The sequence below is a fragment of the Microbacterium commune genome, assembly GCF_014836945.1.
Lineage (GTDB): Bacteria > Actinomycetota > Actinomycetes > Actinomycetales > Microbacteriaceae > Microbacterium > Microbacterium commune.
Window position 1 is genome coordinate 863107 of sequence record NZ_JACSPX010000001.1, and the last position, 24202, is coordinate 887308.

Annotated in this window: 23 protein-coding genes and 3 tRNA genes; 3 read left to right on the forward strand and 23 right to left on the reverse strand. The window is 68.8% G+C overall.

Annotated elements, in window-relative coordinates:
* Positions 1–7: 7 nt before the first annotated feature.
* The 12 genes from H9633_RS03945 to H9633_RS04000 all read right to left on the reverse strand — a co-directional run bounded on the left by H9633_RS03945 (position 8) and on the right by H9633_RS04000 (position 11228).
* The gene (locus H9633_RS03945) at positions 8–1519 is read right to left on the reverse strand and encodes an L-serine ammonia-lyase, iron-sulfur-dependent, subunit alpha (protein WP_071644827.1); all 1512 of its coding nucleotides are present in this window, start codon (positions 1517–1519) and stop codon (positions 8–10) included.
* Between the two features lie 133 nt (positions 1520–1652).
* A tRNA-Arg gene (locus tag H9633_RS03950) sits at positions 1653–1725 on the reverse strand.
* Positions 1726–1798: 73 nt separating this feature from the next.
* On the reverse strand, positions 1799–2431 hold the full coding sequence (locus H9633_RS03955) for an asparagine synthase (RefSeq protein ID WP_071644851.1): 633 nt from the start codon (positions 2429–2431) through the stop codon (positions 1799–1801).
* A 54-nt stretch (positions 2432–2485) separates the two neighbouring features.
* Positions 2486–3145, reverse strand: a complete 660-nt coding sequence (locus tag H9633_RS03960) for a GntR family transcriptional regulator (RefSeq protein ID WP_071644852.1) — start codon at positions 3143–3145, stop codon at positions 2486–2488.
* A 99-nt stretch (positions 3146–3244) separates the two neighbouring features.
* The gene (locus tag H9633_RS03965) at positions 3245–3379 is read right to left on the reverse strand and encodes a methionine/alanine import family NSS transporter small subunit (protein WP_071644853.1); all 135 of its coding nucleotides are present in this window, start codon (positions 3377–3379) and stop codon (positions 3245–3247) included.
* Positions 3376–4995, reverse strand: coding sequence for a sodium-dependent transporter (locus H9633_RS03970; protein WP_191712170.1), 1620 nt, complete (start codon positions 4993–4995; stop codon positions 3376–3378). The genes H9633_RS03965 and H9633_RS03970 overlap by 4 nt, the downstream gene beginning before the upstream one ends.
* Before the next feature lie 95 nt (positions 4996–5090).
* Entirely contained in the window at positions 5091–5321 is a 231-nt protein-coding gene (locus tag H9633_RS03975) for a multidrug transporter (RefSeq protein ID WP_071644855.1), read from the reverse strand.
* Positions 5322–5323: 2 nt separating this feature from the next.
* Positions 5324–6799: a sulfatase family protein gene (locus tag H9633_RS03980; protein WP_071644856.1), complete on the reverse strand. Its 1476-nt coding sequence runs from the start codon at positions 6797–6799 to the stop codon at positions 5324–5326.
* Positions 6796–8022 (reverse strand): family 20 glycosylhydrolase, encoded by a 1227-nt coding sequence (locus tag H9633_RS03985; RefSeq protein WP_083428822.1) that lies wholly within the window; start codon positions 8020–8022, stop codon positions 6796–6798. The genes H9633_RS03980 and H9633_RS03985 overlap by 4 nt, the downstream gene beginning before the upstream one ends.
* On the reverse strand, positions 8019–8933 hold the full coding sequence (locus H9633_RS03990; RefSeq protein ID WP_071644857.1) for a carbohydrate ABC transporter permease: 915 nt from the start codon (positions 8931–8933) through the stop codon (positions 8019–8021). Before H9633_RS03990 ends, H9633_RS03985 begins: the two co-directional genes overlap by 4 nt.
* Positions 8933–9847 carry a carbohydrate ABC transporter permease gene (locus H9633_RS03995; protein ID WP_218161824.1) on the reverse strand — a complete coding sequence of 305 codons (915 nt, stop codon included), beginning with the start codon at positions 9845–9847 and terminating at the stop codon, positions 8933–8935. Before H9633_RS03995 ends, H9633_RS03990 begins: the two co-directional genes overlap by 1 nt.
* A gap of 97 nt (positions 9848–9944) precedes the next feature.
* Positions 9945–11228 carry an extracellular solute-binding protein gene (locus H9633_RS04000; RefSeq protein ID WP_225211045.1) on the reverse strand — a complete coding sequence of 428 codons (1284 nt, stop codon included), beginning with the start codon at positions 11226–11228 and terminating at the stop codon, positions 9945–9947.
* 209 nt (positions 11229–11437) lie between these two features.
* On the opposite strand from H9633_RS04000, the gene H9633_RS04005 reads away from it, so the two are divergent.
* Positions 11438–12592, forward strand: a complete 1155-nt coding sequence (locus H9633_RS04005; RefSeq protein ID WP_071644859.1) for an ROK family transcriptional regulator — start codon at positions 11438–11440, stop codon at positions 12590–12592.
* A gap of 36 nt (positions 12593–12628) precedes the next feature.
* On the opposite strand, the gene H9633_RS04010 is transcribed toward H9633_RS04005, so the two are convergent.
* The 7 genes from H9633_RS04010 to serS all read right to left on the reverse strand — a co-directional run bounded on the left by H9633_RS04010 (position 12629) and on the right by serS (position 18178).
* Positions 12629–13615, reverse strand: coding sequence for an aldo/keto reductase (locus H9633_RS04010; RefSeq protein ID WP_071644860.1), 987 nt, complete (start codon positions 13613–13615; stop codon positions 12629–12631).
* Positions 13616–13625: 10 nt separating this feature from the next.
* Positions 13626–14384: an NAD-dependent epimerase/dehydratase family protein gene (locus H9633_RS04015; protein ID WP_191712171.1), complete on the reverse strand. Its 759-nt coding sequence runs from the start codon at positions 14382–14384 to the stop codon at positions 13626–13628.
* A gap of 44 nt (positions 14385–14428) precedes the next feature.
* A tRNA-Ser gene (locus H9633_RS04020) sits at positions 14429–14520 on the reverse strand.
* A gap of 66 nt (positions 14521–14586) precedes the next feature.
* A complete protein-coding gene (locus tag H9633_RS04025; RefSeq protein ID WP_318247187.1) occupies positions 14587–15807 on the reverse strand; it encodes an LCP family protein in 1221 nt (406 codons plus the stop codon).
* A 53-nt stretch (positions 15808–15860) separates the two neighbouring features.
* A tRNA-Ser gene (locus H9633_RS04030) sits at positions 15861–15945 on the reverse strand.
* Between the two features lie 125 nt (positions 15946–16070).
* Positions 16071–16865, reverse strand: a complete 795-nt coding sequence (locus H9633_RS04035) for an HAD hydrolase family protein (RefSeq protein ID WP_191712173.1) — start codon at positions 16863–16865, stop codon at positions 16071–16073.
* Entirely contained in the window at positions 16862–18178 is a 1317-nt protein-coding gene (gene serS / locus H9633_RS04040) for a serine--tRNA ligase (RefSeq protein WP_191712174.1), read from the reverse strand. The genes H9633_RS04035 and serS overlap by 4 nt, the downstream gene beginning before the upstream one ends.
* Positions 18179–18253: 75 nt before the next feature.
* Between serS and H9633_RS04045 the strand changes: the two genes are divergently transcribed.
* A complete protein-coding gene (locus H9633_RS04045) occupies positions 18254–19252 on the forward strand; it encodes a diacylglycerol/lipid kinase family protein (protein WP_191712175.1) in 999 nt (332 codons plus the stop codon).
* A 12-nt stretch (positions 19253–19264) separates the two neighbouring features.
* Here the strand turns inward: H9633_RS04045 and H9633_RS04050 are convergent, their stop codons facing one another.
* The 3 genes from H9633_RS04050 to H9633_RS04060 all read right to left on the reverse strand — a co-directional run bounded on the left by H9633_RS04050 (position 19265) and on the right by H9633_RS04060 (position 21722).
* Complete coding sequence (locus H9633_RS04050) at positions 19265–19975, reverse strand: hypothetical protein (protein WP_191712176.1); 711 nt, start codon at positions 19973–19975, stop codon at positions 19265–19267.
* 65 nt (positions 19976–20040) lie between these two features.
* Entirely contained in the window at positions 20041–21495 is a 1455-nt protein-coding gene (gene cls / locus H9633_RS04055; protein WP_371261042.1) for a cardiolipin synthase, read from the reverse strand.
* Between the two features lie 53 nt (positions 21496–21548).
* A complete protein-coding gene (locus H9633_RS04060) occupies positions 21549–21722 on the reverse strand; it encodes a hypothetical protein (RefSeq protein WP_177243884.1) in 174 nt (57 codons plus the stop codon).
* Positions 21723–21884: 162 nt separating this feature from the next.
* Here H9633_RS04060 and H9633_RS04065 point away from each other — a divergent pair, with 162 nt between their 5' ends.
* Positions 21885–22997: a DUF4192 family protein gene (locus H9633_RS04065; RefSeq protein ID WP_191712177.1), complete on the forward strand. Its 1113-nt coding sequence runs from the start codon at positions 21885–21887 to the stop codon at positions 22995–22997.
* An 11-nt stretch (positions 22998–23008) separates the two neighbouring features.
* Here the strand turns inward: H9633_RS04065 and H9633_RS04070 are convergent, their stop codons facing one another.
* Positions 23009–24199 (reverse strand): MarP family serine protease, encoded by a 1191-nt coding sequence (locus tag H9633_RS04070; RefSeq protein WP_191712178.1) that lies wholly within the window; start codon positions 24197–24199, stop codon positions 23009–23011.
* Positions 24200–24202: the final 3 nt, after the last annotated feature.

Genomic DNA, 24202 nt, shown 5'->3' on the forward strand with positions numbered 1-24202 from the left:
CGACGAGTCAGCACTCGATGACGTTCACCGCGAGGCCGCCCTCGCTGGTCTCCTTGTACTTCGTCGACATGTCGAGGCCCGTCTGGCGCATGGTCTCGACCACGGCGTCCAGCGACACGTAGTGGTGACCGTCGCCGCGCAGGGCGAGGCGCGCGGCCGTCACCGCGGTCGAGGCGGCGATCGCGTTGCGCTCGATGCACGGGATCTGCACGAGCCCGCCGATCGGGTCGCAGGTGAGCCCCAGATGGTGCTCCATCGCGATCTCGGCCGCGTTCTCGATCTGCCGCACCGTGCCGCCCATCACCGCGGTGAGACCGCCGGCGGCCATGGCGCACGCCGAGCCGACCTCGGCCTGGCAGCCGCCCTCGGCGCCCGAGATCGACGCGTTCGCCTTGAACAGCGAACCGAGCGCGGTGGCGGTGAGCAGGAATCGCCGGATGCCGCGGCGCCGGTTCGCCTCGGCCACTGCGTCGTCATCGCCGTTCGACGCGCTCACGGATCCCTCGGCGGCGGTCACCGCGGGGGACGAGCGGAAGCCGAGCAGGGCGCTGCCGACCAGCTCGCCGTGCGGGGTGACCGCGTTGCCGACGCCCAGGCCGGAGTCGGCGAGGAAGCGCCACCAGTACATCGCGACAGCGGGCAGGATGCCGGCCGCGCCGTTGGTGGGGGCGGTGACGACGCGACCGCCGGCCGCGTTCTCCTCGTTCACGGCGAGCGCGAACGCGCCCAGCCATTCGCCGGGAAGTGCGGGATGCCCGTCGGCTTCGACCGCCTCGAGCTGCTGGCGGATGTCACCCGCACGTCGTCTCACCTTCAGGATGCCGGGCAGCGTGCCGCCGGAGTGCAGCCCGGCGTCGACGCACGACGCCATGGCATCCCAGATCGCATCGAGCCCTGCGGCGACCTGCTCTTCCGAGCGCACCGCCATCTCGTTTCCCCGGGCTATCTCGGCGATGGACATGCCCGTCTCGTCGCACAGCGCGAGCAGCTCTTCGGCGGTGTCGTACGGGTACGGCTGTGCGGCGGCGGCGACGCGGGCCTCTTCCCCGTCGCGGCGGATGAAACCGCCGCCGACCGAGTAGTACGTCTGCTCGAGCACGGGCTCACCCTCGGCGTCGAGCGCGTGCAGGGTCATCGCGTTGGGGTGACCGGGCAGGCGCGTGCGCGGGACGAAGGCGATGTCGTCCTTCGCGAACGGGATGCCCTGCTCTCCCGCCAGCAGCAGCTCGCGCCCCTCGGGCCAGCCGCTCCACAGCTCGCGCACGTCGGCCGGATCGCACGTCTCGGGGTGCAGCCCCTGCAGGCCGGCGACCACGGCATCCGGAGTGCCGTGACCGAGCCCGGTCGCCCCCAGCGAGCCGAACAGCTCGCAGCGCACCCGCGCGACGCGACTGAGCAGGTCTTCTGCCGTCAGCCGATCGGCGAAGTCGACTCCGGCGCGCATCGGCCCGACGGTGTGCGAACTCGACGGCCCCACACCGATGGAGAACAGGTCGAAAGCCGAGACGTACGCAGTCACGCATCCAGCCTACGTCCGACCGGTGTTCTCGGGGCCGCAGGGCTCGCGCCGAGCGCTGGCGGATCAGACCGCAGGAAAGGCGAAATCCCCGCCGCTTTCGCGACGGGGATTTCACTACTGTCTCAACACAGTGCGCGCCCCGAGGGACTCGAACCCCCAACCTTCTGATCCGTAGTCAGATGCTCTATCCATTGAGCTAGGGGCGCACGGCCCGCTCAGCGGGCCGAAGAACAGCCTACAACACGTTTCACGGAGAAGTGAAATCGGGGCTCGACCGACTCACCCCCGGCGTGTCCAGAGCGCGCGCTTGCCGTCTCGCTCCGCACGCGATCCGTCCTGCTCCGCCGCCTTGTCCGCGGCCTTCTCGCGCTTGCGTCGGGCTCGCTGCTCCGACGAGAGCGCCTGCAGATCGACGAGCTTCAGCGCCTGCATCCGTGCCTCGCGCATCTGCTCGTACTCGGGATCCTGATCCGCGCGCATCCCCTCGACGCGAAGCCTGCGATCGAGGTTGCTGCGCACGTCGGCCCACGCCGCCGCTCTCGCCTCTTCGACGAGCGCGCGCAGCGCCTCGGAGTCATCCGTCATGTCGCGCAGGTGAGTGGCGACGCCGAGTGACTGCTTCGCGCGACGACGCAGGTTGCGCACGTCGCGGTCGCGGTAGTCGTGGGTGCCGTGCGGGTCGGAGTGCCGACCTCGCGCGCGCTTGCGTAGGGCGGTGAGGTGCTCGGCGGCCTGCTCGGACTCGTCGGCCATCGCGCGCAGCGCGACGCGGGCCTCGTCCATGTAATGGTCGATCTCGAAGGTGCCACCCTGCGCGATCGTCCCGACCAGGATCTGGTTCTTCACGGTCAGCCGAACGGCCGCCGTGGCGATCGCTACGCCCTCGGCGACGGCATCAGCTGTTCGTCCCACGAGTACCTCCCGAATCGAGCGTACCGGCACCCCACCGACAGCGGTGGGGTGGGTTCACGGGCGCGGCGCGGATGCCCCGAAAAGACGCTCGTGGGCTGCCGCACGCCCTTCGGCCAGATGCTCGGGAACCAGGCGGCGCAGCACGTCCAGATCCCGCGCGCGGATCGCGTCGAGGATCTCGCGGTGCGTGGATGCCATCTCGGCGAGATCGCCGTGCTGACCGAACAGCCAGCGCAGCCGGGTGACCAGGGAGCTCGCCAGCTCCAGGAGCATCGCGTTCTGCGACAGTCGGACGACGGCCATGTGGAACGCGGTCGAGGCCTTGCGGGCCGTCTCGACGTCGCCGAGCGCCGCAGCGGCCGCCTCCTGCGCGACGAGCGACTCCAGCAGCGCGATGCCGGCTTCGTCGACGCGCTGTGCGGCGAGCACGAACGAAAGCGTCTCGAGCGCCTCGCGCACCTCGAAGAATCCCTGCAGGTCGTGCGGGGAGAACTCGCGCACCGTCGCCCAGCTGCGCGGTCGAGCCACGACGATCCCGTCGGCGACCAGCGCCTTGATCGCCTCGCGCACCGGCAGCCGTGACACCTGCAGCTCAGCGGCGATGTCGCGCTCGACCAATCGGGAGCCCGGCGGACGCCGTCCCGAGACGATGTCCTCCCGGAGCGCGTCGGCGACACGCTCCGACTCGAGGCCCGACATTCCAGCTGACGGCATGATCGGATTCAACCACCCCGCGGGCTATTCGGCCAGTGTTCCGGGATTTCGGCAGGCCGCGTCGGCCGGGCGGAGCTCGGCCGGTCAGAGCTCGACCGGTCAGAGCTCGACCGGCGGCGCCGGCTCATCCTCCGCAGCCTCGGGGTGACGCACCAGGTTCACGACGGCGAGGGCGAGCCCTCCCCACACGGTGACCATCGCGACGATCATCATGACGACGGCGGTGGGGGTCATGGTCGTGCTCCCTTCCGGCGGTCATCCGCCACGGCGATGCTCCCAGTCTCGGCATCCGGTTCGTAGTTCTCGACGACGAGGAACTCGTCGTATTCGGGATCGTCCTTCGCGTGCGAACGGCGACTCCACGGCAGCAGAGACAGGATGATCGCGAACACGATGAGGGCGATGACCATCCCCCAGCCGAAGATCGCCAGGAACCAGAGCGGATAGCCCTCGTAGGGCGTGGTGATCTTGGCGATGATCTCGCTGACGAACAGGTACCCGAGCACGATCGGCGCGAGCGCCCCGACCAGCACCATCCACAGCCGGCCGAGCCGGAAGCTGGAGCGCTTGTTCAGGTGCTCGCGCAGCACCGGCAGCTTCCGCAGGATCCAGGCGACCAGGATGACCGCGACCAGGGCCACGGCCATGATCCCGAAGGCGTTGATGAACGCGTCCGTCGTGTCGAGCACCTGCAGCGCGGTGGTGGTCGAGAAGAACGCGATCGAGGCCAGCGCCACCGGGATCGCCACCGTAAGCGTCGTGCGCACGCGGCTCCAGCCGAGCTTGTCCTGCAGGGCGGCGACGACCACCTCGAGCACCGAGATGAGCGACGTGATGCCCGCGAACACCAGGGCGCCGAAGAAGAGCACACCGAAGATCGAGCCGCCCGTGGCCTGCGAGACGATCGTCGGGAAGGCGATGAACGCCAGACCGATGCCCGACGACGCGACGCCCGAGACATCGGTGTTCTGCGCCTGCGCCATGAAGCCGAGAGCCGCGAACACGCCGATACCCGCGAGGATCTCGAAGCCGGAGTTCGCGAAGCCGACGACGAGGCCCGAGCCGGTGAGGTCGGTCTTGCGCTTCAGGTACGACGAGTAGGTGACCATGATGCCGAAGGCGACCGACAGCGAGAAGAAGATGTGCCCGTAGGCGGATGCCCAGACGCCGGGGTCGGCGAGCGCCTCCCAGTTCGGGGTGAAGAACGCGTTGAGTCCGTCCATGGCGCCGGGCAGGAACAGCGCCTGCACCACGAGGGTGGCGAACATGAGCGTCAGCAGCGGCATGAGGATCATGTTCGCCAGGCCGATGCCCCGCTTGACGCCCAGCGCCATGATGACGATCACGACGAGCCAGACGCCGATCAGCGGGATGCCCACCTGAGGCACGAAGTCGAGCGAGACACCGTTCTTGAGGTCGCCCATCTGGAGGAAGTCGGAGAAGAAGTAGTCCTTCTCATTGCCCTCGCCCCAGGCGATCTGCGCCGAGAACCAGGTGTACATCGCGGCCCAGGCGATGATCACGGCGTAGTAGGTGGCGATCACCACGCAGATGAGCACCTGCCACCAGCCCAGCGGCTCGGCCGCCCGGCTCATGCGCCGGAACGCCAGAGGCGCGGAGCCGCGGAAGCGGTGCCCGATCGCGTAGTCGAAGAACAGCAGCGGAATGCCCGCGGTCAGCAGCGCGCACAGATACGGGATGAGGAACGCGCCGCCGCCGCCCTCATAGGCGACGTACGGGAAGCGCCAGATGTTGCCGAGTCCGACCGCAGACCCGATCGCCGACAGGATGAAGACGTTGCGCGAGCCGAAGGCCTCGCGCTTCTTGGTCTGCGCCGTTGCATTCGCCATGCTCCGAGGCTACCGGAGCGGCCGCCGAGACGACGTGACGAGTGCCGGGATGCGCGGATGGATGCCGGGACCCGGTCCGCGCGCAGCGCAGGACGTCAGCGGGCCGGGTCGTCGCGGCCCTCGCCGTCCGCACCCTCGACGCCGGGGCCCGGGCCGGGGCGCACCGCGGCGGTGTCGGCCACGTCGATCCGCACGTTCCCGTCGTGCTCGGTCACCTCGATGCGCGGTGCGGCGTCGGCTTCGGTGGAGTGCTCGGCGCGCAGGAACTGGTCGCGCAGCTTCTGCTCGCGGGTCATGTCTTCTGGTTCGCGGGTGTTGTCGGACATGTTCAGGATGATGACTGCCCGGCGGCGGCCACGGGGAGGCCCTGGCCGGGCGACGGCGTGAGTGGTAGAGGCTGGGCGGGGTGCGGCTCGTCACCGAGCGAGGCCTGCAGCTCCCCGAGCTGCACCTTCAGCTGCTCGCGGACCTCGTGGTAGTCGGCGTGGTGGTACACGTTGACCAGCTCGTCGGGGTCGGTGTGCATGTCGTACAGCTCCCACTCCGGCACGTAGGTGAACGGAGACGATCCGGGAAGCCCCATCCCGTCGCTGTAGAAGTAGATGAGCTTGTAGCGCTCGGTCCGGATGCCGTAGTGCGCGAGCACGTGATGGTTCTCGTCGTCGTTCTCGTAGTACCGGTAGTAGAACGCGTCGCGCGTGGGCTTGTCGGGCTGCTCGGTGAGCTGCGGAAGGAAGCTCTGCCCCTGCATGCGCTCATGCGCGTCGACGCCGGCCGCGTCGAGGAAGGTCTGCGCGAAGTCGACGTTCGTGACGATCTGCTCCATCGGCTCGCCGGGGGCGATGCGGTTCGGCCAGGAGATCAGCAGCGGCATCCTGATCGACTCCTCGTACATGAACCGCTTGTCGAACCAGCCGTGATCGCCGAGGAAGAATCCCTGGTCGGAGCTGTACGCCATCAGGGTGTCGTCGAATTCGCCTCGGTCGCGCAGGAAGTCGATCACCCGGCCGACGTTGTCGTCGACGGACGCCACGCACCGCAGGTAGTCCTCCATGTAGCGCTGGTACTTCCACAGCGCCAGCTCGTCCGGGGCGAGGTCGTCCGGCGGGGCAACCTTGAGGTCCTGCAGGGTCAGGTGCTCGGCGATGCGCATCGTGGCATGCTTCGCCGCGGCCGAGCGCCCGGCGTAGTCGTCATCGAACGTCGATGGCACCGGGATGGGATCGGTGTACATGTCGGCGTGCGCCTCATCGGGCTCCCACGAGCGGTGCGGCGCTTTGTGGTGGATGAGCAGACACCACGGCTCGTCGCCGTCGAGCGACTCGATCCAGCGCAGCGACAGATCGGTGATGATGTCGGTCGCGTAGCCCTTCTCGATGTGCACGCCGTCCTCGGTGCGGATCTGTGGGTCGAAGTACTCGCCCTGGTCCCGCAGCACCGCCCAGTAGTCGAAGCCCTGGGGGTCGTGACCCTCACCCTCGCCCATGTGCCACTTCCCGACGATGGCCGTGCGGTATCCGGCATCCCGCAGCAGCGAGACGAAGGTCGGCTGACTCGCGTCGATCGGCGTGAGAAGAGTCGTCACGCCGTTGACGTGGCTGTAGGTGCCGGTGAGGATGCTCGCCCGGCTGGGTGTGCACAGCGAGTTCGTGCAGTAGCAGTGATCGATGCGTCGCCCAGCCGCGGCGATCTCATCGATCCGGGGCGTCTCGTTGACGACCGACCCGTATGCCCCGATCGCGTGGCTGGCGTGGTCGTCGGTGAGGATCATGACGATGTTCGGGCGCTTGTGTGCGGTGGTCATCGGTGCGTCTCCTTCTCGAGAACCTGCAGCGCTCCGGCTGCGTGGAGCGCAGCGTGCTCCTGCGCGATACGGGCCGCGGCGTCGGCCGGGTCGAGGTCGGGGTTCCACAGCCGCTCGGCCACCGCGAGCAGCCGGGGGAAGAGCATCGACATCAGGTCGTCGCCGTCGAGCACGAACTCCGACCAGACCCCGGCCTGCACGCCGATGCAACGAGGATCGGCCGTCTCGGGCCACGGCGCGGTGAGGATGTCGGCGACCGAGATCCCGGGCACCATGCCCTTCTGCGGCGACTCGGCGTCTGGGTCGATGCGGTTGAGGTACAGGGTGCGGGCGTCGGCGAAGACGAAGCGCTGACCGGCGGCGGCGATGCGCTGCATCCCGCGCGACTCGTCCCAGGCCACGACGAGCGCGTCCTGATCGTCCCAGATCTCGCACGCCTCGTCCCACACCGCGACGCGCTTGCCGTTCTCACGCAGCACGTCGGCGGCGACGTCCATGAACCAGCTCTGCAGCTGCTCGACTCGCGAGACGCCGCGCCGTCGCATCCACTCGCCGATACCCGGATCGGATGCCCATTGCGGGAAGGCGCACTCATCGCCGCCGATGTGCACGTAGTCGCCGGGGAAGAGCTCGGCGATGCGCCGCATGATCGCCGTCACGAAGTCGCGCGCCTCGTCGGTCGGCCACAGCAGGTCGTTGCGCGCGGGCCACCACATGTGCTCGCGCATGGATCCCTCGGGCAGCGGCGCCGCCGCGGGTCGGCCGAGGTGCGGGTATGCCCCGACGGCCGCCATCATGTGACCGGGCAGATCGACCTCGGGCACGATCATCACGCCGTGCTCCGCGGCGTGGGCGACGACCTCGGCGATCTCGGCGTCGGTGTAGAAGCCGTTCGTCCACCTCTCGTCCTGCTCGGCCACGGCGCGCTCGCGGGTGTCGCCGAGCAGCGAGTCGTAGTCGTCGAATCGGCCGCGCGGCAGGAAAGCCCCCTCGGCCGTGAGCATCGGGTACTCGGGCACCTCGAAACGCCAGCCCTGATCGTCGGTGAGGTGCCAGTGCAGACGGTTGAAGCCGTACCGGGCGGCGAGTTCGATGACGCGCGTGATGACGGCCACCGGGTAGCAGGTGCGCGCCGAGTCGATCAGCAGTCCGCGCCACTCGGCGCGGGCGGAGCGCCCGGTGACGGGGCCTACGTCGACCTCGGGCAGATCATGCAGGCTCATCCCTTGACCGCCCCGGCGACCATGCCCTTGGAGATCTTGTTCTGCACCAGGACGAAGATGATGATCACGGGTACGGCGATCAGGGTGGCACCGGCCATCACGCCGCCCCAGTCGGTGGCCTTGAGCCCCTGCTGGAACGACTGCAGCCAGATCGGGAGGGTGACCGAGGAGTCCTTCGACAAGACGATCAGAGCGAGGGTGTACTCGTTCCAGGCGAACAGGAACCCGAACACCGACGTGGAGATGATCCCTGGCACCAGCAGCGGCAGGGTGACCCGGCAGAAGGCACCGACGCGTGAGCATCCGTCGACCATCGCCGCCTCCTCGAGTTCGATGGGCACACCGTCGACGAAGCCGCGCATCATCCAGGCGATGAACGGCACGATCGTGCCGATGTAGAGGATCGACAGTCCGAGCACGGAGTTCAGCAGTCCCCAGCCGTCGAGCATCCGGTACTGGGAGATGAACAGGGCCTCGGCGGGGATCATCTGCACCACGAGAATCGCGATGATCATGATGGTGCGGCCGCGGAAGCGGAATCGAGAGAGGGCGAAGGATGCCAGCAGCGCACCTCCGGATGCGAAGACGACGGTCAGGACTCCTGCGGTGAGCGAGGCGCCGAGCGCCGGCCAGAAGTTCTTGTTCGTGAACGCGGTGAAGAAGTTGTCCCAGGTGAACTGCTGCGGCAGAAGGTGCGGCGGCCAGGACATCAGCTCGGATTCGGATTGGAAGGCGGAGTTGACCATCCAGTACACGGGGATCAGCCAGAGCAGGGCGAGCAGGACGCCGCCGATGTTGGCGAGGGGGTGGGAGAAGAACTCCTTGCGCTTGGCTGCGCGGTGAGACCTCCTGGCCTCGGCGTGTGCGGTGGCGGCGACATCCTGCGTGGTGAGGAGCTGCGGGGTGGTCATCAGTCCATGCCTCCCTGGCGGTAGAGCATCTGCAGATAGCGGCCGGTGAGGATCAGGGTGAGCAGGAGGATGACCATGGCCAGCGCGGATGCCACGCCGTAGTCACCCTTGGCGATGCCGGTCTCGTACACGTAGGTGCCCAGCAGGTTCGTCTCGCTGGCGATGCCGCCGGCCTGCTGCAGCACGTAGATCTGCGTGAAGACGCGCAGATCCCAGATCACCTGCAGCACCCCGATGAGCGAGATGACGGGGGCGATCATCGGGAGCATGATGCGCCGGATCTGCTGGAAGCTGGAGGCGCCGTCGATCTCCGCCGCCTCCAGCACGTCGCCCGGCACCTGCGCGAGCGCGGCGTAGATCGTGATCGCCACGAGCGGCAGGGATGCCCAGACGATGACGGCCGAGGCGATCAGGTAGAACGTCCAGAAGTTCTCACCCAGCCAGTGGAAGTTCTTGAAGCCGTCCAGCCCGATCGACGTGAGGAAGTAGTTCAGCAGGCCCGAGCGCGGGTCGACCAGCCACTGCCACACCGTCAGCGACGCGAGAGCCGGCATGGCCCACACGACGATGAGCGTGGTGTTGAAGATGGCCCGGACGAGGGTGTTCAGGCGCAGCATGAGCACGGCGAAGGCGATGCCCAGCAGCATCGTCATACCGGCGGTCACCGCGCAGAACAGCACCGACTTCAGGAACACGCTCCAGAAGTAGGGGTCGGTGAGGATGGTCTGGTAATTGGACAGGCCGGCCCACTCGGCGGGTCGGCCGAACTGCTGTTCCAGCCCGAAGTGCTGGAACGACATGATCAGCTGACGGACGAGGGGGTATCCGAGAGCGACCAGGACCATGACGCTCGCGGGGGCGAGCAGCATCCAGGGCGCGAGTCCGCGGCGCGTGGTGCGCACCGTGCGGCTCATGGGCTGGCTCCACAGCGAGCGTCGCTTCGACGCGCGAGTGGGCCGGTCTGTCGTCTGTGTCATCTTCTTGCGTGCGCCTCGGTTCGCGGAGCGGTCGTCACTTGTTCAGCGCGGTGTCGAGCTGCTCGTCGAACGCCTTGGCGACGGCGGCGACGTCTTCGCCCTTGGCGATCCGCGTGAAGAACTCGTTGAGCTGGGTGCTGCCGAAGGCGACACCCCATTCCGGGCTGTTCGGGGTCAGCTTGGAGTTCGCGACGATCTCGCCGGCGATCTCACCGAAGGGGCCCGAGACGGCGTCTCCGTACGCGGTGTTGCCCGGCACCCATCCCTCTTCGGCGAGGCGCGCCTGGAAGCCCTCGCCGAAGATCGTCTCCAGCGCCTTCTTGGCCAGAGCGGGGTTCTGGGAGTTGGTCGCCAGACCGATGTTCGAGCCGCCCGCGAAGGTGGCACCGGGCACGCCGGGCTCGTCGGACGGGATGGCGAACACGCCCACCTTGTCCTCGTCCCACAGCGCCTGGTCGATCTTGGTGCCGATGTTGCCGGTGCCGATCAGCACGCCGGTCTTGTTCTCGTTGAAGTAGCGCTCGAACGACTTCTGGCCGGCCTGCGAGTCCAGGCCGTAGGTGGTGCCGCTCTGGAAAAGCTTCTGCAGGTTCTCGAGCGCGGCGAGCGACGTCTTCGACGAGGCCTGACCGACCCACGTGTCGCCGTCCTTCTTGGCGTACTCGAAGCCCTGGGCGAAGAGGTACGACTCCACCCCGTGCGGGTCGACGGCGGCGAGGTACATGCCCGAGAAGTCGTCGACCGCGTCGGGGTTCTTCGCCTGCAGGTCGATGACGGCGTCGGTGAAGTCGTCGATGGTCTGCGGCACCTCGATGCCCGCCTTCTCGAACAGGTCGGTGCGGTAGTACACGCCACGGGCGCCGGCGTAGAACGGGTAGGCGTAGATCTTGCCGTCGACGGTGGATGCGTCGACGAACGAATCGATCAGGTCGTCGCCGCCGAGGGCCTTCTTCATGTCGGTGACGTCGGCGAAGGCGCCCACCGTGGTGAAGGTGGTGGTCTGCGTGTTGCCGATCTCGACGAGATCCGGGCTTTCGTTCTTCGACGCCAACGAGGTCTGCAGCTTGGAGACGATGCCGTCCCACTGCTGAACCTCGATCTTCAGCTCGCTGCCGGGGTTCTCCTCGGCGAACTCGTCGGCGAGGTACTGCTGGGACTCCTCGGAGAGCGAGCCCTCCATCACCCACATGCGAACGGTGCCTGCTTCGGCTTCGTCGGTGGCGGTGGCGTCGGCATCTCCGGCGTCTGAGCTGCACGCGGTGAGGGCGAGGACGGCTGACGCTGCTGCGGCGCCTGCCAGGATTCTGCGAAAGTTCATGATCCCTCCGATGGAATCGTGCTCCGTGAAGCTCACTGCCGCGTGGAGCGCTGTGTAGGGTCTCGGCGTTGAGATTGTGAGCCGACCTAAAGAATGCACGCCGAAATCGAAAGTGTCAAGATTCTGAACAGTATTAGACTGGTCCGCAGGTGCGAGCGCCGTGGCACACCGCCGCGGGCGCTCCACCCAGGCCGAAGGAGTGACCTCGCGTGACCGCACTGACCCCCAACGCGCAGCGACTGCTGCGCACCCTCGTCGCCGACGGCCCCGCGTACCGCGCCGATCTTGCGAGAGCCCTGGGGGTATCCCGCGCTACGGTGACGAACCTCACCAACCGGCTGAGCGCCGACGGGCTCATCGAGGAGACCGACCCGGAACCGGGGGCGCTGAAGAATCTGATCGGCACCACACCGAAGCTGGGCGTGCTCGCCTCCGTCATGTTCCTCGTCGACACCTGCACGGCGACGGTCGCGACGCTCGACGGAACAGTGTTAAAGAGCTTCACACTCGGCCAGCTGGCAGAGGTCTCCGCCACCGACCGCCTCGCTGCGGGTGCCGACCTCCTCGGGCGGCTGCTGGCCGAGCGCGAGCTGACCCCTGGCGATCTCCGGGCTCTTCATCTCGCCGTCGACACGCAGATGGACGCTCGCTCCGGAGAGGTCTACGCGCAGCGCGCCTCGAGCCGCTGGTACGGCGTGAATCCCAAGCGCTACTTCACGGAGCGCTTCGCGGTGTCGGTGCACACCGAGAACTCCGCCCGCCTCGAGGGGCTTGCGGAGTACCTGTGGGGGGCCGGCCGCGGCCATGACAACGTGCTGTACGTCGACGTCAGCTACGGCGTGACCGCAGGGCACATGATCAAAGGGCAGATCCAGACCGGCGCCAGAGGCGGGTCCGGCGAGCTCGGGCACACCGTCTACGACTGGAACGGGCCGCTGTGCACGTGCGGCAACTCCGGATGCCTGATGCAGTACGCGTCGATCCCGGCGATGCTGCGCGATTCCAGCACCGGGACCGGCCGCGTGACGGACTGGGAGGAATTCGTCGCTCTCGCGCACGAGGGCGACCCGGCGGTCATGGCGATCAGCCTGCGAGCCGCCAAGATCCTGGGGCGCGTCCTGATCAACGTCTGCCACATGATCGACCCCGAGATCGTGGTGCTCAGCGGCGAGATCCCGCGCGCGCTGCCCGGCTTCGCCGATGTGGTCACCGAGCTGCTTCGAGACCACGCGCTGCCGCTCGTGGCTCGCAACGTGGCCGTGCATCTGGCCGAGCTCGGCTACGACCACACGGCCAGCGCCCGAGCAGGGATCGAGTCGCTTCGGGCGATCGACGACGTGGTGGCGGAGGCGACGAACGTCTGACGCCCGCGCCTGTCGCAAGGGCTCAGGACGTCTCGGTCACCACCGGGGGTGGACTTGCGCCCGGAACCGGCGATCGTAGAGACCCCGCACAGCCGCAGTGAAATCCGCACCGAGCTCGGGCACCGACCCCGCGGCCGCGTTCGATTCCGCCTGCGCGGTGCTGCGCGCACCGGGGATCACGGACGAGACGCCCGGAAGCTGGGAGACCCACGCGAGAGCCGCCGTTGCCGGAGCGAGGCCTGCTCCCGCGGCAAGCGCGGAGAACTCCTGCGCGGCTTCCACGCCCTGGTCGTAGTCGACGCCCGAGAACGTCTCCCCCTGGTCGAAGGCCTCGCCGTTCCGGTTGAAGCTCCGGTGATCGTTCGCGGCGAACTCCGTGTCGTGGGAGTAGCGTCCCGAGAGAAGCCCGCTCGCCAACGGCACGCGGGCGATGATGCCCACCCCGGCCTCGATGGCTGCGGGAAGGACCTCGTCGAGCGGCTTCAGACGGAATGCGTTGAGGATGATCTGCACGGTGGCGACGCCAGGTCGCGCGATGGCGTCGAGCGCCTCGGCGGTCGTCTCGACGCTCACGCCATAGGCGGCGATCGCCTGTTCCTCGACCAGCGTGTCGAGCGCGTCGAACACGGCGTCGTCAGAGTAGACCGCGGTCGGCGGGCAGTGCAGCTGCACGAGATCGAGCGTGTCGACACGGAGGTTGCGCCGGCTGCGGTCGGTCCAGTCGCGGAAGTTTTCGAGCACGTAGTTCGCCGGCACCTGCTCCACGCGGCGGCCCATCTTGGTGGCGACCGTGAGCGGGGCATCTGGGTTATCGCGCCGCCACGCCCCGATCAGCGACTCGCTGCGCCCGTCGCCGTACACATCGGCGGTGTCGAAGAAGGTGACGCCGGCTGCGGCGCTCGCGTCGAGTACGGCTCGGGCATCCGCTTCACTCACCTCGCCCCAGTCGGCGCCGAGCTGCCATGTGCCGAGACCGATGGCGGAGACGTCGCGACCAGTGCGACCCAGAGTGCGATGCTGCATGCGATCGAGCTTAGGGCGTGGCCGCACCGTCGGCGCCGCCGCGGCTGTGTGACAGGAGCTCGGCGAACAGGGCGTCCAGATCAGGATCGACGCGCTGCAGTTCGGGATGCCCGTCATGCCACTCGATGATCTCGCGCGCCGCATGATGGAGGGCCACGGAAGGCGAGAAATCCGGTACGAGACGGCGGATCTTGGTGTTGTCGAAGACGACGGAGTGAGCCATGTCGCCGCTCAGCTGCCCCGCCCGCTCCGGAGCGAGCCGCTCGATCTCGGTGGTCGGTGCATGCCGCAGCCGTGGTTCCCCGCCGGCGGCCCGCGCGAGGATCGAGTAGATCTCGTTCCACGTGTAGACGAAGTCGCTCGTGATCTGGAACGTGTCCCCGTAGGCGAGCGGGTTGCCGATGAGCCCGACGAACCCGACGGCGAAGTCGGTGGAGTGGGTGAGGGTCCACAGGGACGTACCGTCGCCGTGGACGACGATCTCCTCGCCCCGGCGGAGCCGATCGATTGCCGTCCACCCGCCGAACGCCGGGATCGTCCACTTGTCGTAGGTGTGCGAGGGACGCAGCACCGTCACAGGGAAGTCGCGATCGCGATACGCCCGGGTCAGCAGCTCTTCACACGCGATCTTGTGGCGCGAGTACTGCCAGCGCGGATTGCGAAGTGGGGTCGACTCCGTGATCGGCAGGTGCGCCACCGGCTTCTGATAGGCGGATGCCGAGCTGATGAAGACGTACTTGCCGATGAACAGCACCTTCAACGCAGTCATGCGGTGCACTCTACCGAGGAGCGAGTGCGGGGCGCGGTTTCGATTGGCGGAGACGGAGGGATTTGAACCCTCGGTCCCCTTGCGAGGACTCCACCTTAGCAGGGTGGTGCACTAGGCCTGACTATGCGACGTCTCCAGGCATCCGAACGAAGAAGACCGGATGCGCCTTGCAAGCATACCCGTTCTCACCAGCAGTCACGAATCAGCCGCGCACGTTGCCGTTCGAGCAGGTCTGCACGGCGGCGGAGTTGCCCTTGATCGTGTCGGGCAGGGCGACGACGTCGTCGGGTGTCGGCGCTGCGGTCGCGGATGCCGTCGGCGCCGGAGTCTCGGGCTCCTGCACGACGACGCCCTCGTTCTCGGTGTTCTGGTGCGTGATCTGCAGCTGCTTGTTCGCCTTGATGGCATCCCACAGCACGGTCGCGGCGCTCTCGTCGGGGACGACCTTGTTCGCGTCGTACGGGTCCTCCATCGTCGGGTACTGCACGAAGACGATGTCCTCGAAGGGCACGCTCTTCACGGCCAGGGCGATCTGCACGATCTTCATCGGGTCGGCCAGCGACGTCGACGCCTCGAGGTTGCTGAGTCCGGTGTCGGCGAGCTTGAGCATGACCGGCACGTTGCCGAGCACTTCGCTGCTGATCATCTTGCGCGCGAGGCTCGACATGTACTGCTGCTGGTTGCCGATGCGGCCGAGGTCGGAGCCGTCTCCCACGCCGTGGCGGGTGCGCAGGAACTGCAGCGCCTGCACCCCTTGGATCGTGTGGGTACCGGCCTCCATGTCGAGTCCGGTGTATCGGTCCTTGATGGGGTTCGCGAGACACACCTCGACGCCGCCGATGGCATCCGTGATCTCGATCACGCCGCCGAAGGTGACCTTCGCGGCGAACTCGATGTCTTCGCCGGTGAGCTGGGAGATGGTCTTGGCGACGCAGTTGAGGCCGCCCTTCTCACCGCCGTGCTCGTAGGCGACGTTGAGAGCCTGCTTGCTCATCGCCGGCTTCGTGTCGCCGTTCGAGTCCACGCACTCGGGAATGGGCAGCATGAGGTCGCGGGGAAAGCTCACCGCGGTGACGCGACGCGGCTCGGCCGACACGTGCACGAGCAGGTTCACGTCGTTCAGGGTGCCGCCCGCGTCCTTGCCGGTGCACCGCTCGCCGAACAGGTGCGCGTACTTCTCCTCGCAGGTGTCGACACCCGCGAGGAGGATGTCGAATCCGCCGGGGTACGCGCCGATGTCCGGCGGCAGCTCCTTGGTGCCCTCCAGCTCGACCGCGTTCGCGTTGACGGTCGACGTGAACCCGCCGACCACGTACGCCGCGACGCCCACGCCGCTGACGAGCACGACCGCGAGCACGACGCCGATGATCTTGAGAAGCTGCCCCACTGCACTGGGCGAGCGCAGCTGGCCATGACGTGCCACGGGCTGGCGTCGTTTGACGGACGTGCTCACTCGGGTGGCCTTTCGACAGGAAGCGGAGGGTGTGGGATTCGAACCCACGGGACATTGCTGCCCACTGGTTTTCAAGACCAGGTCCATCGGCCGCTCGGACAACCCTCCCGACGCCGGTTCGCACCGGACGGTCAGGGGTCGAGTCTATCGGTTCCGGGGAAGCCGATCAGGACGACCCATTCTTGCGCGGCCGCCTGGGGATCTTCTGGGGGGATGCGGTTGGAGGCGGTGCGTTAGAGAAGGGTGCGGAGAGCGGATGCCAGACCGCCGTCCTCGACGACGCCGGTGAGCTCGCCCGCGGCATCCTTCACTTCGTCGACCGCCTGCCCCATCGCCACGGCGCGCCCGCCGCCGGCGAGAGCCCAGGCGAACATGCCCAGATCGTTGCGTCCGTCGCCCGCGACGAGCACGTCCTCGGGCGGCGTTCCGAGCTGCGCACGCACCCGCTCGAGGGCGGTCCCCTTGTCGACGCCCTTCGGTGCGATGTCGAGCCAGGCCGTCCACCCGACCGCGTACGACACTTCGTTCAGCCCGACCTCGGCGACGATGCGCTGGAAGTCGGCCTCGTCGTGCTCCGGCGAGACGACCACGATCCGCGAGACCGGCTGCTGCATGAGCTCGTCGAACTCGACACGACGACCGGCGTCGAGCGTCCAATCGTGGAGCATGTCGGTGTAGAGCCGCTCGCCGGAGCCCAGCTCGACCATGTATCGCGCCTCGGGGAGGGTCTCCTGCAGCAGAGTGAGCACGGGAGCGGGGTCGAAGACCTCGACGCGCCAGCGCTCCCACCCGTCGCCCACGCGACGCATCACCACCGCACCGTTCGAGCACACCACGTACTCGGCGGTCAGGCCGAGCTCGTCGACGTAGCGCTCGGTGCCGCTCCAGCTGCGCCCGGTCGCGATCATGACCTCGTAGCCGGCATCGCGCACCTCGGCGACGGCCTCGGCGACCCCGGGACTGAACGTCTCGTCCTGCAGCAGGATGGTGCCGTCGACGTCGAGCCCGACCAGGCCGCGGGGCCTCACTCGGTGCCCTGCGCGCGAGTCGACTGCTCCGACCAGCCGATCGGACGCAGCACGTCGATGCCGCCGAGGTAGGGCCGCAGCACCTCGGGCACCGTGACCGAGCCGTCGGCCTGCTGGTGCGTCTCGAGGATCGCGACGATCCAGCGCGTGGTGGCCAGGGTGCCGTTCAGCGTCGCCACGGAGCGCGTCTTGGCCGGGGCCGCGTCATCGGACTCCGGCCGGTAGCGGATGTCGAGGCGGCGCGCCTGGTACGTCGTGCAGTTCGAGGTCGAGGTGAGCTCACGGAACGCGCCCTGCGTCGGCACCCAGGCCTCGATGTCGAACTTGCGCGCAGCGCTCGAGCCGAGGTCGCCTGCGGCCACGTCGATCACCCGGTACGCCAGGCCGAGTGCGGTCAGCATCTCCTCCTGCAGGGCGACGAGGCGATCGTGCTCCGCCTCGGCTGCTTCGGGAGTCGTGTAGACGAACATCTCGAGCTTGTTGAACTGGTGCACGCGGATGATGCCGCGGGTGTCCTTGCCGTACGAGCCTGCCTCGCTGCGGTAGCACGTCGACCATCCGGCATAGCGGTGCGGCCCCTGGCTGAGGTCGAGGATCTCGTCCTTGTGGTAGCCGGCGAGGGGAACCTCGCTGGTGCCCACGAGGAAGAGGTCTTCCTTGTCGAGGTGGTACACCTCGTCGGCGTGCTCGCCGAGGAACCCGGTGCCCTGCATGATCTCGGGCCGCACGAGGGTCGGCACGATCATCGGCGTGAAGCCGTTCGCGAGCGCCTTGTCGAGCGCGAGGTTCATCAGCGCGATCTCGAGGCGCGCCCCGACCCCCTTCAGGAAGTAGAAGCGCGAGCCGGACACCTTCACACCGCGCTCCATGTCGATGGCGCCGAGCATCTCGCCCAGCTCGAGGTGATCGCGCGGCTCGAAGTCGTAGGTGGGCACGTCGCCGACGCGGCGCAGCTCGACGAAGTCCTCCTCGCCGCCGGCCGGCACGCCGTCGATGATGACGTTCTCAATGCGCTCGAGCGCTGCGGCTGCGGCATCCGCTGCCTCGTTCGCGGCCTGCTGGGCGGCCTTGACGCGGTCGGCGAGCTCCTTCGCCTGAGCGACCAGCGCCGCCTTCTCGTCCTTCGGCGCTTTGGCGACCGTCTTGCCGAAGGCGTTCTGCTCGGCGCGCAGAGTCTCGAACGCGTTGAGGGCGTCACGGCGCGATCGGTCCGCCTCGATCGCCGCGTCGACGGTGTCGGGCGCGTTCCCGCGCGCGATCTGTGAGCGTCGGACGAGCTCGGGCTCGTCGCGGAGGAGGGCGAGATCGATCATGGCCCAAGTCTATCGACGGCGTCGGGCGCGGCCGGGCGGCGCTGGCGCGGCGCGCGCAGGTCGTAGAGTGGCGGCATGTCGGCATCCGGGAGCGATCGTGCGCACGCGGCTCTCGTGCTCAACCCCGTCAAGGTCGACGCCGATCGGCTGCGCTCCGCACTGCGTGCGCTCTCTCGGGCGCACGGGTGGGCTCCCCCGCGCTTCTACGAGACGACGATCGAGGACCCGGGTCAGGGGGTCACGCGCGCCGCGATCGAGGCCGGCGCGGCGGCCGTCCTCGCGGCCGGCGGCGATGGCACGATCCGCGCCGTCGCCGAGAGCATGGCAGGCACGGGCATCCCGTTCGCCGTCCTTCCCGGCGGCACCGGCAATCTCTTCGCCCGCAATCTCGGTCTGCCGCTGCTCGACATCGACAAGGTGATGCAGGCCGTATTCACCGGGTTCACCTACCCGGTCGATATGGGATGGGCTCGTCTGAATCGGCCCGACGGCACCATCACGGAACACGGCTTCGTCGTGCTCGCGGGGATGGGGCTCGACGCCGACATGATCGCCAACACCCGACCCGACCTGAAGCGCTCGGTCGGGTGGGTCGCTTATCTCGACGGCGCCGCCCGCTCGCTTCCGGGAGCGAAGCCGTTCCGCGTGGTCTACCAGGTCGACGACGGCCGGCTGCATTCGACCAAGGTGCACAGCATGCTGTTCGCCAACTGCGGCGCGCTGCCGGCGGGTATCGCGCTGCTTCCGGATGCCTCCCTCGACGACGGCGCGATGGACATCGCGCTCATCCAGGCCACGGGACCGTTGGGCTGGCTCGGCATCTGGCGCAAGGTGTGGTGGGACAACTCGGTGCTGCGGCGCACGCGGGCCGGTCGGCGGGTGCTCGAGCGGCGCGGCAGGGACGCGTCGATCCGCTACCTGCGCGGAGCGGTGGCCGATGCAGCCATGATCGGACCGACCTCGATCGAGCTCGACGGGGACGAACTGGGCCTGGCTGTGCGGATGGTGTGCCGCGTGCAGCGCGGCGGACTCACCATCGTCCTGCCCGAGGGACACGACACCTCCGACTTCTGAGCCCCCGCGCGATCAGCCCGCGGTGACCTTCCCGTCGAGACCGCCGCCCACGAGGGTCAGCTCGAGCGGCCCATCCGTGGCGCCTGAGGCGACGGAGAGGGGCGTCAGACGGGGAGCCATGTCCATCGTGCAGGGACGATCGATGTCCTGGAACGTGACGGTCGCGCCGGCATCCGTCGCCTGGACGTCGTCTACGACGGGCGGGCACGAGCTGGATCCCCACGTGAGCAGCACGAGGCCGTCGTCGTCGTACCAGCTCGCCGTCGGCTGGTAATCGGTCTGCCCCTGCGGGGTCTCGGCGAGGGCCTCCAGGTCGGCGATGTCGGTGCGCTGCCCGTACACGACCTCGACCTCGACCTCCGTGGTGACGTCGACCCCCTCCGGCACCGGCACCATCACGGCCCTCGGCGTCAGGTCGTCGGTGCATGCCTTCTCGCCGCTCGCGGCGAGGATCACCCGGATGCTCTGCGCGTCGCCCACGACATCACCCAGCATCGGGGCACAGGACGACGAGCCCCAGGTCATCACGGCGATGGCGCGTCCGCCATCGAGCCATGCCACCTCCACCTCGCTCACCCCGTCGGCGACCGGCGCGGTCGGGTCATCGCTCGGCGTGTGGGAGCTCGTCGGCGCGTCCGAGCCGGGGGTGCCCGCGCACGCCGTGGCGAGCAGAGCGGCAGCGGCGAGCGTCGCGGCGGCGGAGGATGCGCGGAGGAGTCTCATGCCTTGATGGTGTCACGACGGCGACGATCGTCCCAAAGCGGGCTCACGCGTGCGCCCCGCTCGGCTCACTGCAGCGCGGAGGTGAGCCGGGCGAGGTTGTCGAGCACCGTCGAGCGCAGCGGCTGCTGCATCCACTCCTCCAGCGTCAGCTCGCGGCTGAGCGAGCGGTAGTCGTCTTCGACGACCCGCATCTCGTCGACGAACTCCTCGCCTCGCACGAGCATCGACACCTCCATGTTCAAGCCGAACGAGCGCATGTCCATGTTGCTCGAGCCGATCACCGCGACCTGGTCGTCGATCGTGAGGCTCTTGGTGTGCAGGATGTACGGCTTCGGGTACAGCCAGATCCGGATGCCGGCGCGCAGCAGCGCCTCGTAGTAGCTGCGCTGCGCGTGGTAGACCATCGCCTGATCGCCCTGCTCGGAGACGAACAGCTCGACCTGCACACCACGATCGACGGCCGAGGTGACCGCCGCGAGCAGCGCCTCGTCCGGCACGAAGTACGGGCTGACGATCATGATCCGATCCTGCGCGGCGTAGAGCAGTCCGAGGAACAGGCGCAGGTTGTTCTCGACCTCGAAACCCGGGCCGGACGGCACGATCTGGCAGTCCAGATCGCCGGCGCCCGTCTCGGTCCTGGTGATGTCGATGCCCTCCGGAACGGAGTCGGTCTCGGCATACCAGTCGCTGAGGAACACCGCGTTGAGGCTCGCCACGACCGGCCCGTCGACGCGCACCATGAGGTCGACCCAGTGCAGTCCCAGACGGATGTTCTTCGGCAGGTTGTATGAGGAGTCGGTGATGTTCTGCGACCCGAGGAAGCCGACGACGCCGTCGATCACGAGCAGCTTGCGGTGGTTGCGCAGGTCGGGGCGCTGGATGCGGCCGCGCAGGGGCTGCACCGGCAGCATGAGGTGCCAGTCGGCCCCCATGCTCTCGAGCCGGCGGACGGTCTCGCGATACTTCGGCTTCCAGCGGTTCGCCCAGTAGTCGAGCAGCACTCGCACCGGCACCCCGCGGGCCGACGCCTCCTCCATGGCGCGGAAGAAGTTGTCGGTGGATGCGTCGGCCTGGAGGATGTAGAACTCCACGTGCACGTATTCCTGCGCACCGCGGATCGCCTCCGCCATCGCGTCGAGCGACGTCTGATAGTCGCTGATCAGGTGCGCGCCGTTGTCTCCGGAGAGCGGCAGCGCCCCCATCGCCTGGCTCATCGTGACCAGCGGCGGGAACCACTCGGGCGGGTCTGGGCGCAGCGAGCCGAGGTGCAGGGCGCTGGCCGTGTCGGCGATGTAGCGGTTGATCTGCTCCTGCTTCCGCCTGCGCAGCCGGGGCAGCTTCGGGTTTCCGATCAGGAGGAAGAGCAGGATGCCGAGGACGGGGATGAAGAAGATCGCCAGCAGCCACGCCATCGCCGCGGTCGGGCGGCGGTTGCGCGGCACGACGATGATCGCGAAGGCGCGGACGCTGAGGTCGATGACGACATAGCCGAGCACCACCCACCAGGGCCAGCTGTTCACGTCGAGCACAGACCCTCCCCTGCCGATAGCCTCGGCTCAGCGTATCGGGTGCCTCAGACGCGGGGCGGCAGGCCGCGAGCAGCGCGCTCTTCGGCCTCGATCTGGGCGTGCACCCTGCGCTCCGTGCGGTCGAAGCGAAGGATGCCGCGGAGCACGATCACGAATACCGCGCTCACGACGACGGTCGGCAGAAGTGACCACGCCGCAGCAACCCAGAAGCTCTCCACACTCCCATCGTACCGCTCGCGGCTGTGAGCCGGCCGACGGGGATCGCATGCGCGCGCATCCATCCTGCACCCCGTGGTCGCGGTCGAGGGCTGTGCACCACCGCCGGGGACGACGCACCGGGCGCCGCGCGGGCAGTCGGCGACGTCGAGCACACTCCCCTCATGACCACGATCATCCACGCCACAGATCCCGCCGAGTTCCTCGGTCTCGTGCCGGCGCTGGCCGGCTTTACCCCGCGGCAGAGCATCGTCATGCTGCCCTTCCACGGCACGCGCACCCAGGGCGCGATGCGCATCGACCTGCCGGCGGGCGACGTCGATCCCGACCGGTTCGCCGACGTCGCCCTGCGCGCACTGCTGCAGGTGCCCGACACCGACGCCGTCGCCGTCGTCGTCTACACGGACGACGGACCGGCAGATGTGCCCGACGGCCTGCTGCTGCCGCACCTGTTCCTCGCCGAGGCGTTCGTCGACGTGTGCGCCCACGCCGGGCTGCGAGTGGTCGAGGCGCTGTGCGTCACCCCGCACGGCTGGGGCGACTACCTCGACGACGTCCCTCAGGTGCGTCCGCTCGCCGACATCCCGGCCGCTCCCGCGGTGCCGGGCGTCGGGGACGTCAGCGGTGATCAGCTCGCCGGCGCCGAACTGCCTCGCAGCGACCTCGTCGAGCGGGAGAGCGTCGGCCGCGCCCTGCGCGACCTCGGCGACGCGATCGAGCACATGACGCACGGCACGGCGACCGGTTCGGAGAACCCCATCGCGATCGTGGCCGCCGAGGTGGTGCTCGACGACCTGCCGCTCTTCGTCGAGCACCTCCTCGACTCCCCGAGCGACGACGATCCGTTCACGTGCGCCGCTCTGCTGTGGTGCATGAACCGCCCGCCGCTGCGGGACGCGATCCTCGTGCAGTGGGCGACCGACCTCGACTTCGGGTATCGCGCGTTCGACGCTCAGCTCGCCTTCTCGAGCGACCGCACGACGGTGCCGGATGCCATCGGCGAGGTGTTCATGGGCCGCGGCCCGCGGCCGGATCTCGATCGGCTCGGATGCGCGCTGCAGGTGGTGCGCTCCGCGGCGGCGCGTGCGCCGCGGCACGCCAAGGTCGGCGCGCTCACCGCCGCAGCGTGGCTGTCATGGGCGATGGGTCGCTCATCGCACGCGGGCACCTACGTCGATGAAGCGCTGCGCCTCGAGCCCGGCCACAGCATGGCCTCGCTCATCTCGAGCATCCTCGCGGCGGCCATGCTGCCCGAGTGGGCGCTGCGCAGGCCATGACGGTCCCGCGATCAGCGGGGGATGCACGCCCCGACCGGCACGGGTGCCGAGGCCTCGTCGAGCTGCGCGATGACCGGCAGCAGCTCGTCGTTCGTCATCGCATAGCCCACGTCGGGTGTGGCGGCGTCCTTGGCGAACACCATCCCGGCGACCTGCCCGCCCGCGGTGAGCAGCGGTCCGCCCGAGTTGCCGGGTTCGACCTGCGCCCGCAGGGCGTAGACGCTGCGCAGCGCCGTGCGGTCACCGTAGATGTCGCGCACGGGCGCGCTCGACGACGAGACCACGCCTGCGCCCATGACCCGGAACGGACCGCCGAACGGGTAGCCCATCACCGCGCCGCCCTCGCCCGGGGCCAGCGCTCCGGCCAGGCCCAGCGGCTCAGCCTGCACGTCGGCGGCGATCACGGCGATGTCGTCGATCGGATCGAAGTACACCACGGTCGCATCGCGGGCCGGTTCGCCCGGCACCTCCACGATCGGCGCGCGGACGCCGGCCAGGACGTGCGCGTTGGTGATGATGCGGTCTTCGGCGATCACGAACCCGGTTCCCGTGGAGACGACCCCGCAGCCGTCCGCTGCGCCCGAGACCTTCACGACGGAGCCCGCAGCGCGTTCGAGCTCCGGGGTGGCGAGATCGATCGGCGTCGCCTCCGGAGCCGCGTCCAGCTGCCCGGGCTGCAGCAGCCCCTCGAGGGTGGGCAGCACCGTCTCTCCGAACGCGAACGCGTTGAGGCGGGCGGCGGCATCCGCGAGCGGCTGCGGGATGTACCGCTCGACGGTGCGCAGCACGCTCGACGACGCGACGGTGGCCGACAGCACGGGCACACCCGCGGCGGCGATGGAAGAGCCGACCATCGTGATCGCCAGGGCCGAGGCGACCAGGGCGGTGAGCCCGCCGAGCATCCGCTCCACCAGCCGGAGCTTCAGCCGGTCGGCACCGCGGCGAACGACGCGGCCGATAGCCGCGCCGATGCTCGCGCCCACGGCGAGCAGCGCGACAGCCGTGAGCACCAGCAGAAGCCCTCGCGGTCCGCTCTCCGGCACGGCGCGCGCCACGAGGGGCAGCACCCACGGTGCGGCGAGCGCGCCGAGCACCAGACCGCACACCGAACCGAGCACGGCGAACAGTCCCGCGCCGAGTCCCGTGCCGACCGATGCGATCAGCAGCACGGCGATCAGCAGGTCGACGACGTTCGGCGTCATGCT

Bases quoted from the DNA above. Each gene is read 5' to 3' on its own strand.
- H9633_RS04045 (WP_191712175.1), top strand. From the start codon at position 18,254: ATGTCGGCATCCGGGAGCGATCGTGCGCACGCGGCTCTCGTGCTCAAC.
- H9633_RS03975 (WP_071644855.1), bottom strand. From the start codon at position 5,321: ATGTCCGACAACACCCGCGAACCAGAAGACATGACCCGCGAGCAGAAG.
- H9633_RS04015 (WP_191712171.1), bottom strand. From the start codon at position 14,384: ATGACTGCGTTGAAGGTGCTGTTCATCGGCAAGTACGTCTTCATCAGC.
- H9633_RS03980 (WP_071644856.1), bottom strand. From the start codon at position 6,799: ATGACCACCGCACACAAGCGCCCGAACATCGTCATGATCCTCACCGAC.
- H9633_RS03960 (WP_071644852.1), bottom strand. From the start codon at position 3,145: ATGCCGTCAGCTGGAATGTCGGGCCTCGAGTCGGAGCGTGTCGCCGAC.
- serS (WP_191712174.1), bottom strand. From the start codon at position 18,178: ATGATCGATCTCGCCCTCCTCCGCGACGAGCCCGAGCTCGTCCGACGC.
- H9633_RS04000 (WP_225211045.1), bottom strand. From the start codon at position 11,228: ATGAACTTTCGCAGAATCCTGGCAGGCGCCGCAGCAGCGTCAGCCGTC.
- H9633_RS04010 (WP_071644860.1), bottom strand. From the start codon at position 13,615: ATGCAGCATCGCACTCTGGGTCGCACTGGTCGCGACGTCTCCGCCATC.
- H9633_RS03965 (WP_071644853.1), bottom strand. From the start codon at position 3,379: ATGACCCCCACCGCCGTCGTCATGATGATCGTCGCGATGGTCACCGTG.
- H9633_RS04065 (WP_191712177.1), top strand. From the start codon at position 21,885: ATGACCACGATCATCCACGCCACAGATCCCGCCGAGTTCCTCGGTCTC.
- H9633_RS03970 (WP_191712170.1), bottom strand. From the start codon at position 4,995: ATGGCGAATGCAACGGCGCAGACCAAGAAGCGCGAGGCCTTCGGCTCG.
- H9633_RS04050 (WP_191712176.1), bottom strand. From the start codon at position 19,975: ATGAGACTCCTCCGCGCATCCTCCGCCGCCGCGACGCTCGCCGCTGCC.
- H9633_RS03985 (WP_083428822.1), bottom strand. From the start codon at position 8,022: ATGAGCCTGCATGATCTGCCCGAGGTCGACGTAGGCCCCGTCACCGGG.
- H9633_RS03995 (WP_218161824.1), bottom strand. From the start codon at position 9,847: ATGAGCCGCACGGTGCGCACCACGCGCCGCGGACTCGCGCCCTGGATG.
- H9633_RS04070 (WP_191712178.1), bottom strand. From the start codon at position 24,199: ATGACGCCGAACGTCGTCGACCTGCTGATCGCCGTGCTGCTGATCGCA.
- H9633_RS03990 (WP_071644857.1), bottom strand. From the start codon at position 8,933: ATGACCACCCCGCAGCTCCTCACCACGCAGGATGTCGCCGCCACCGCA.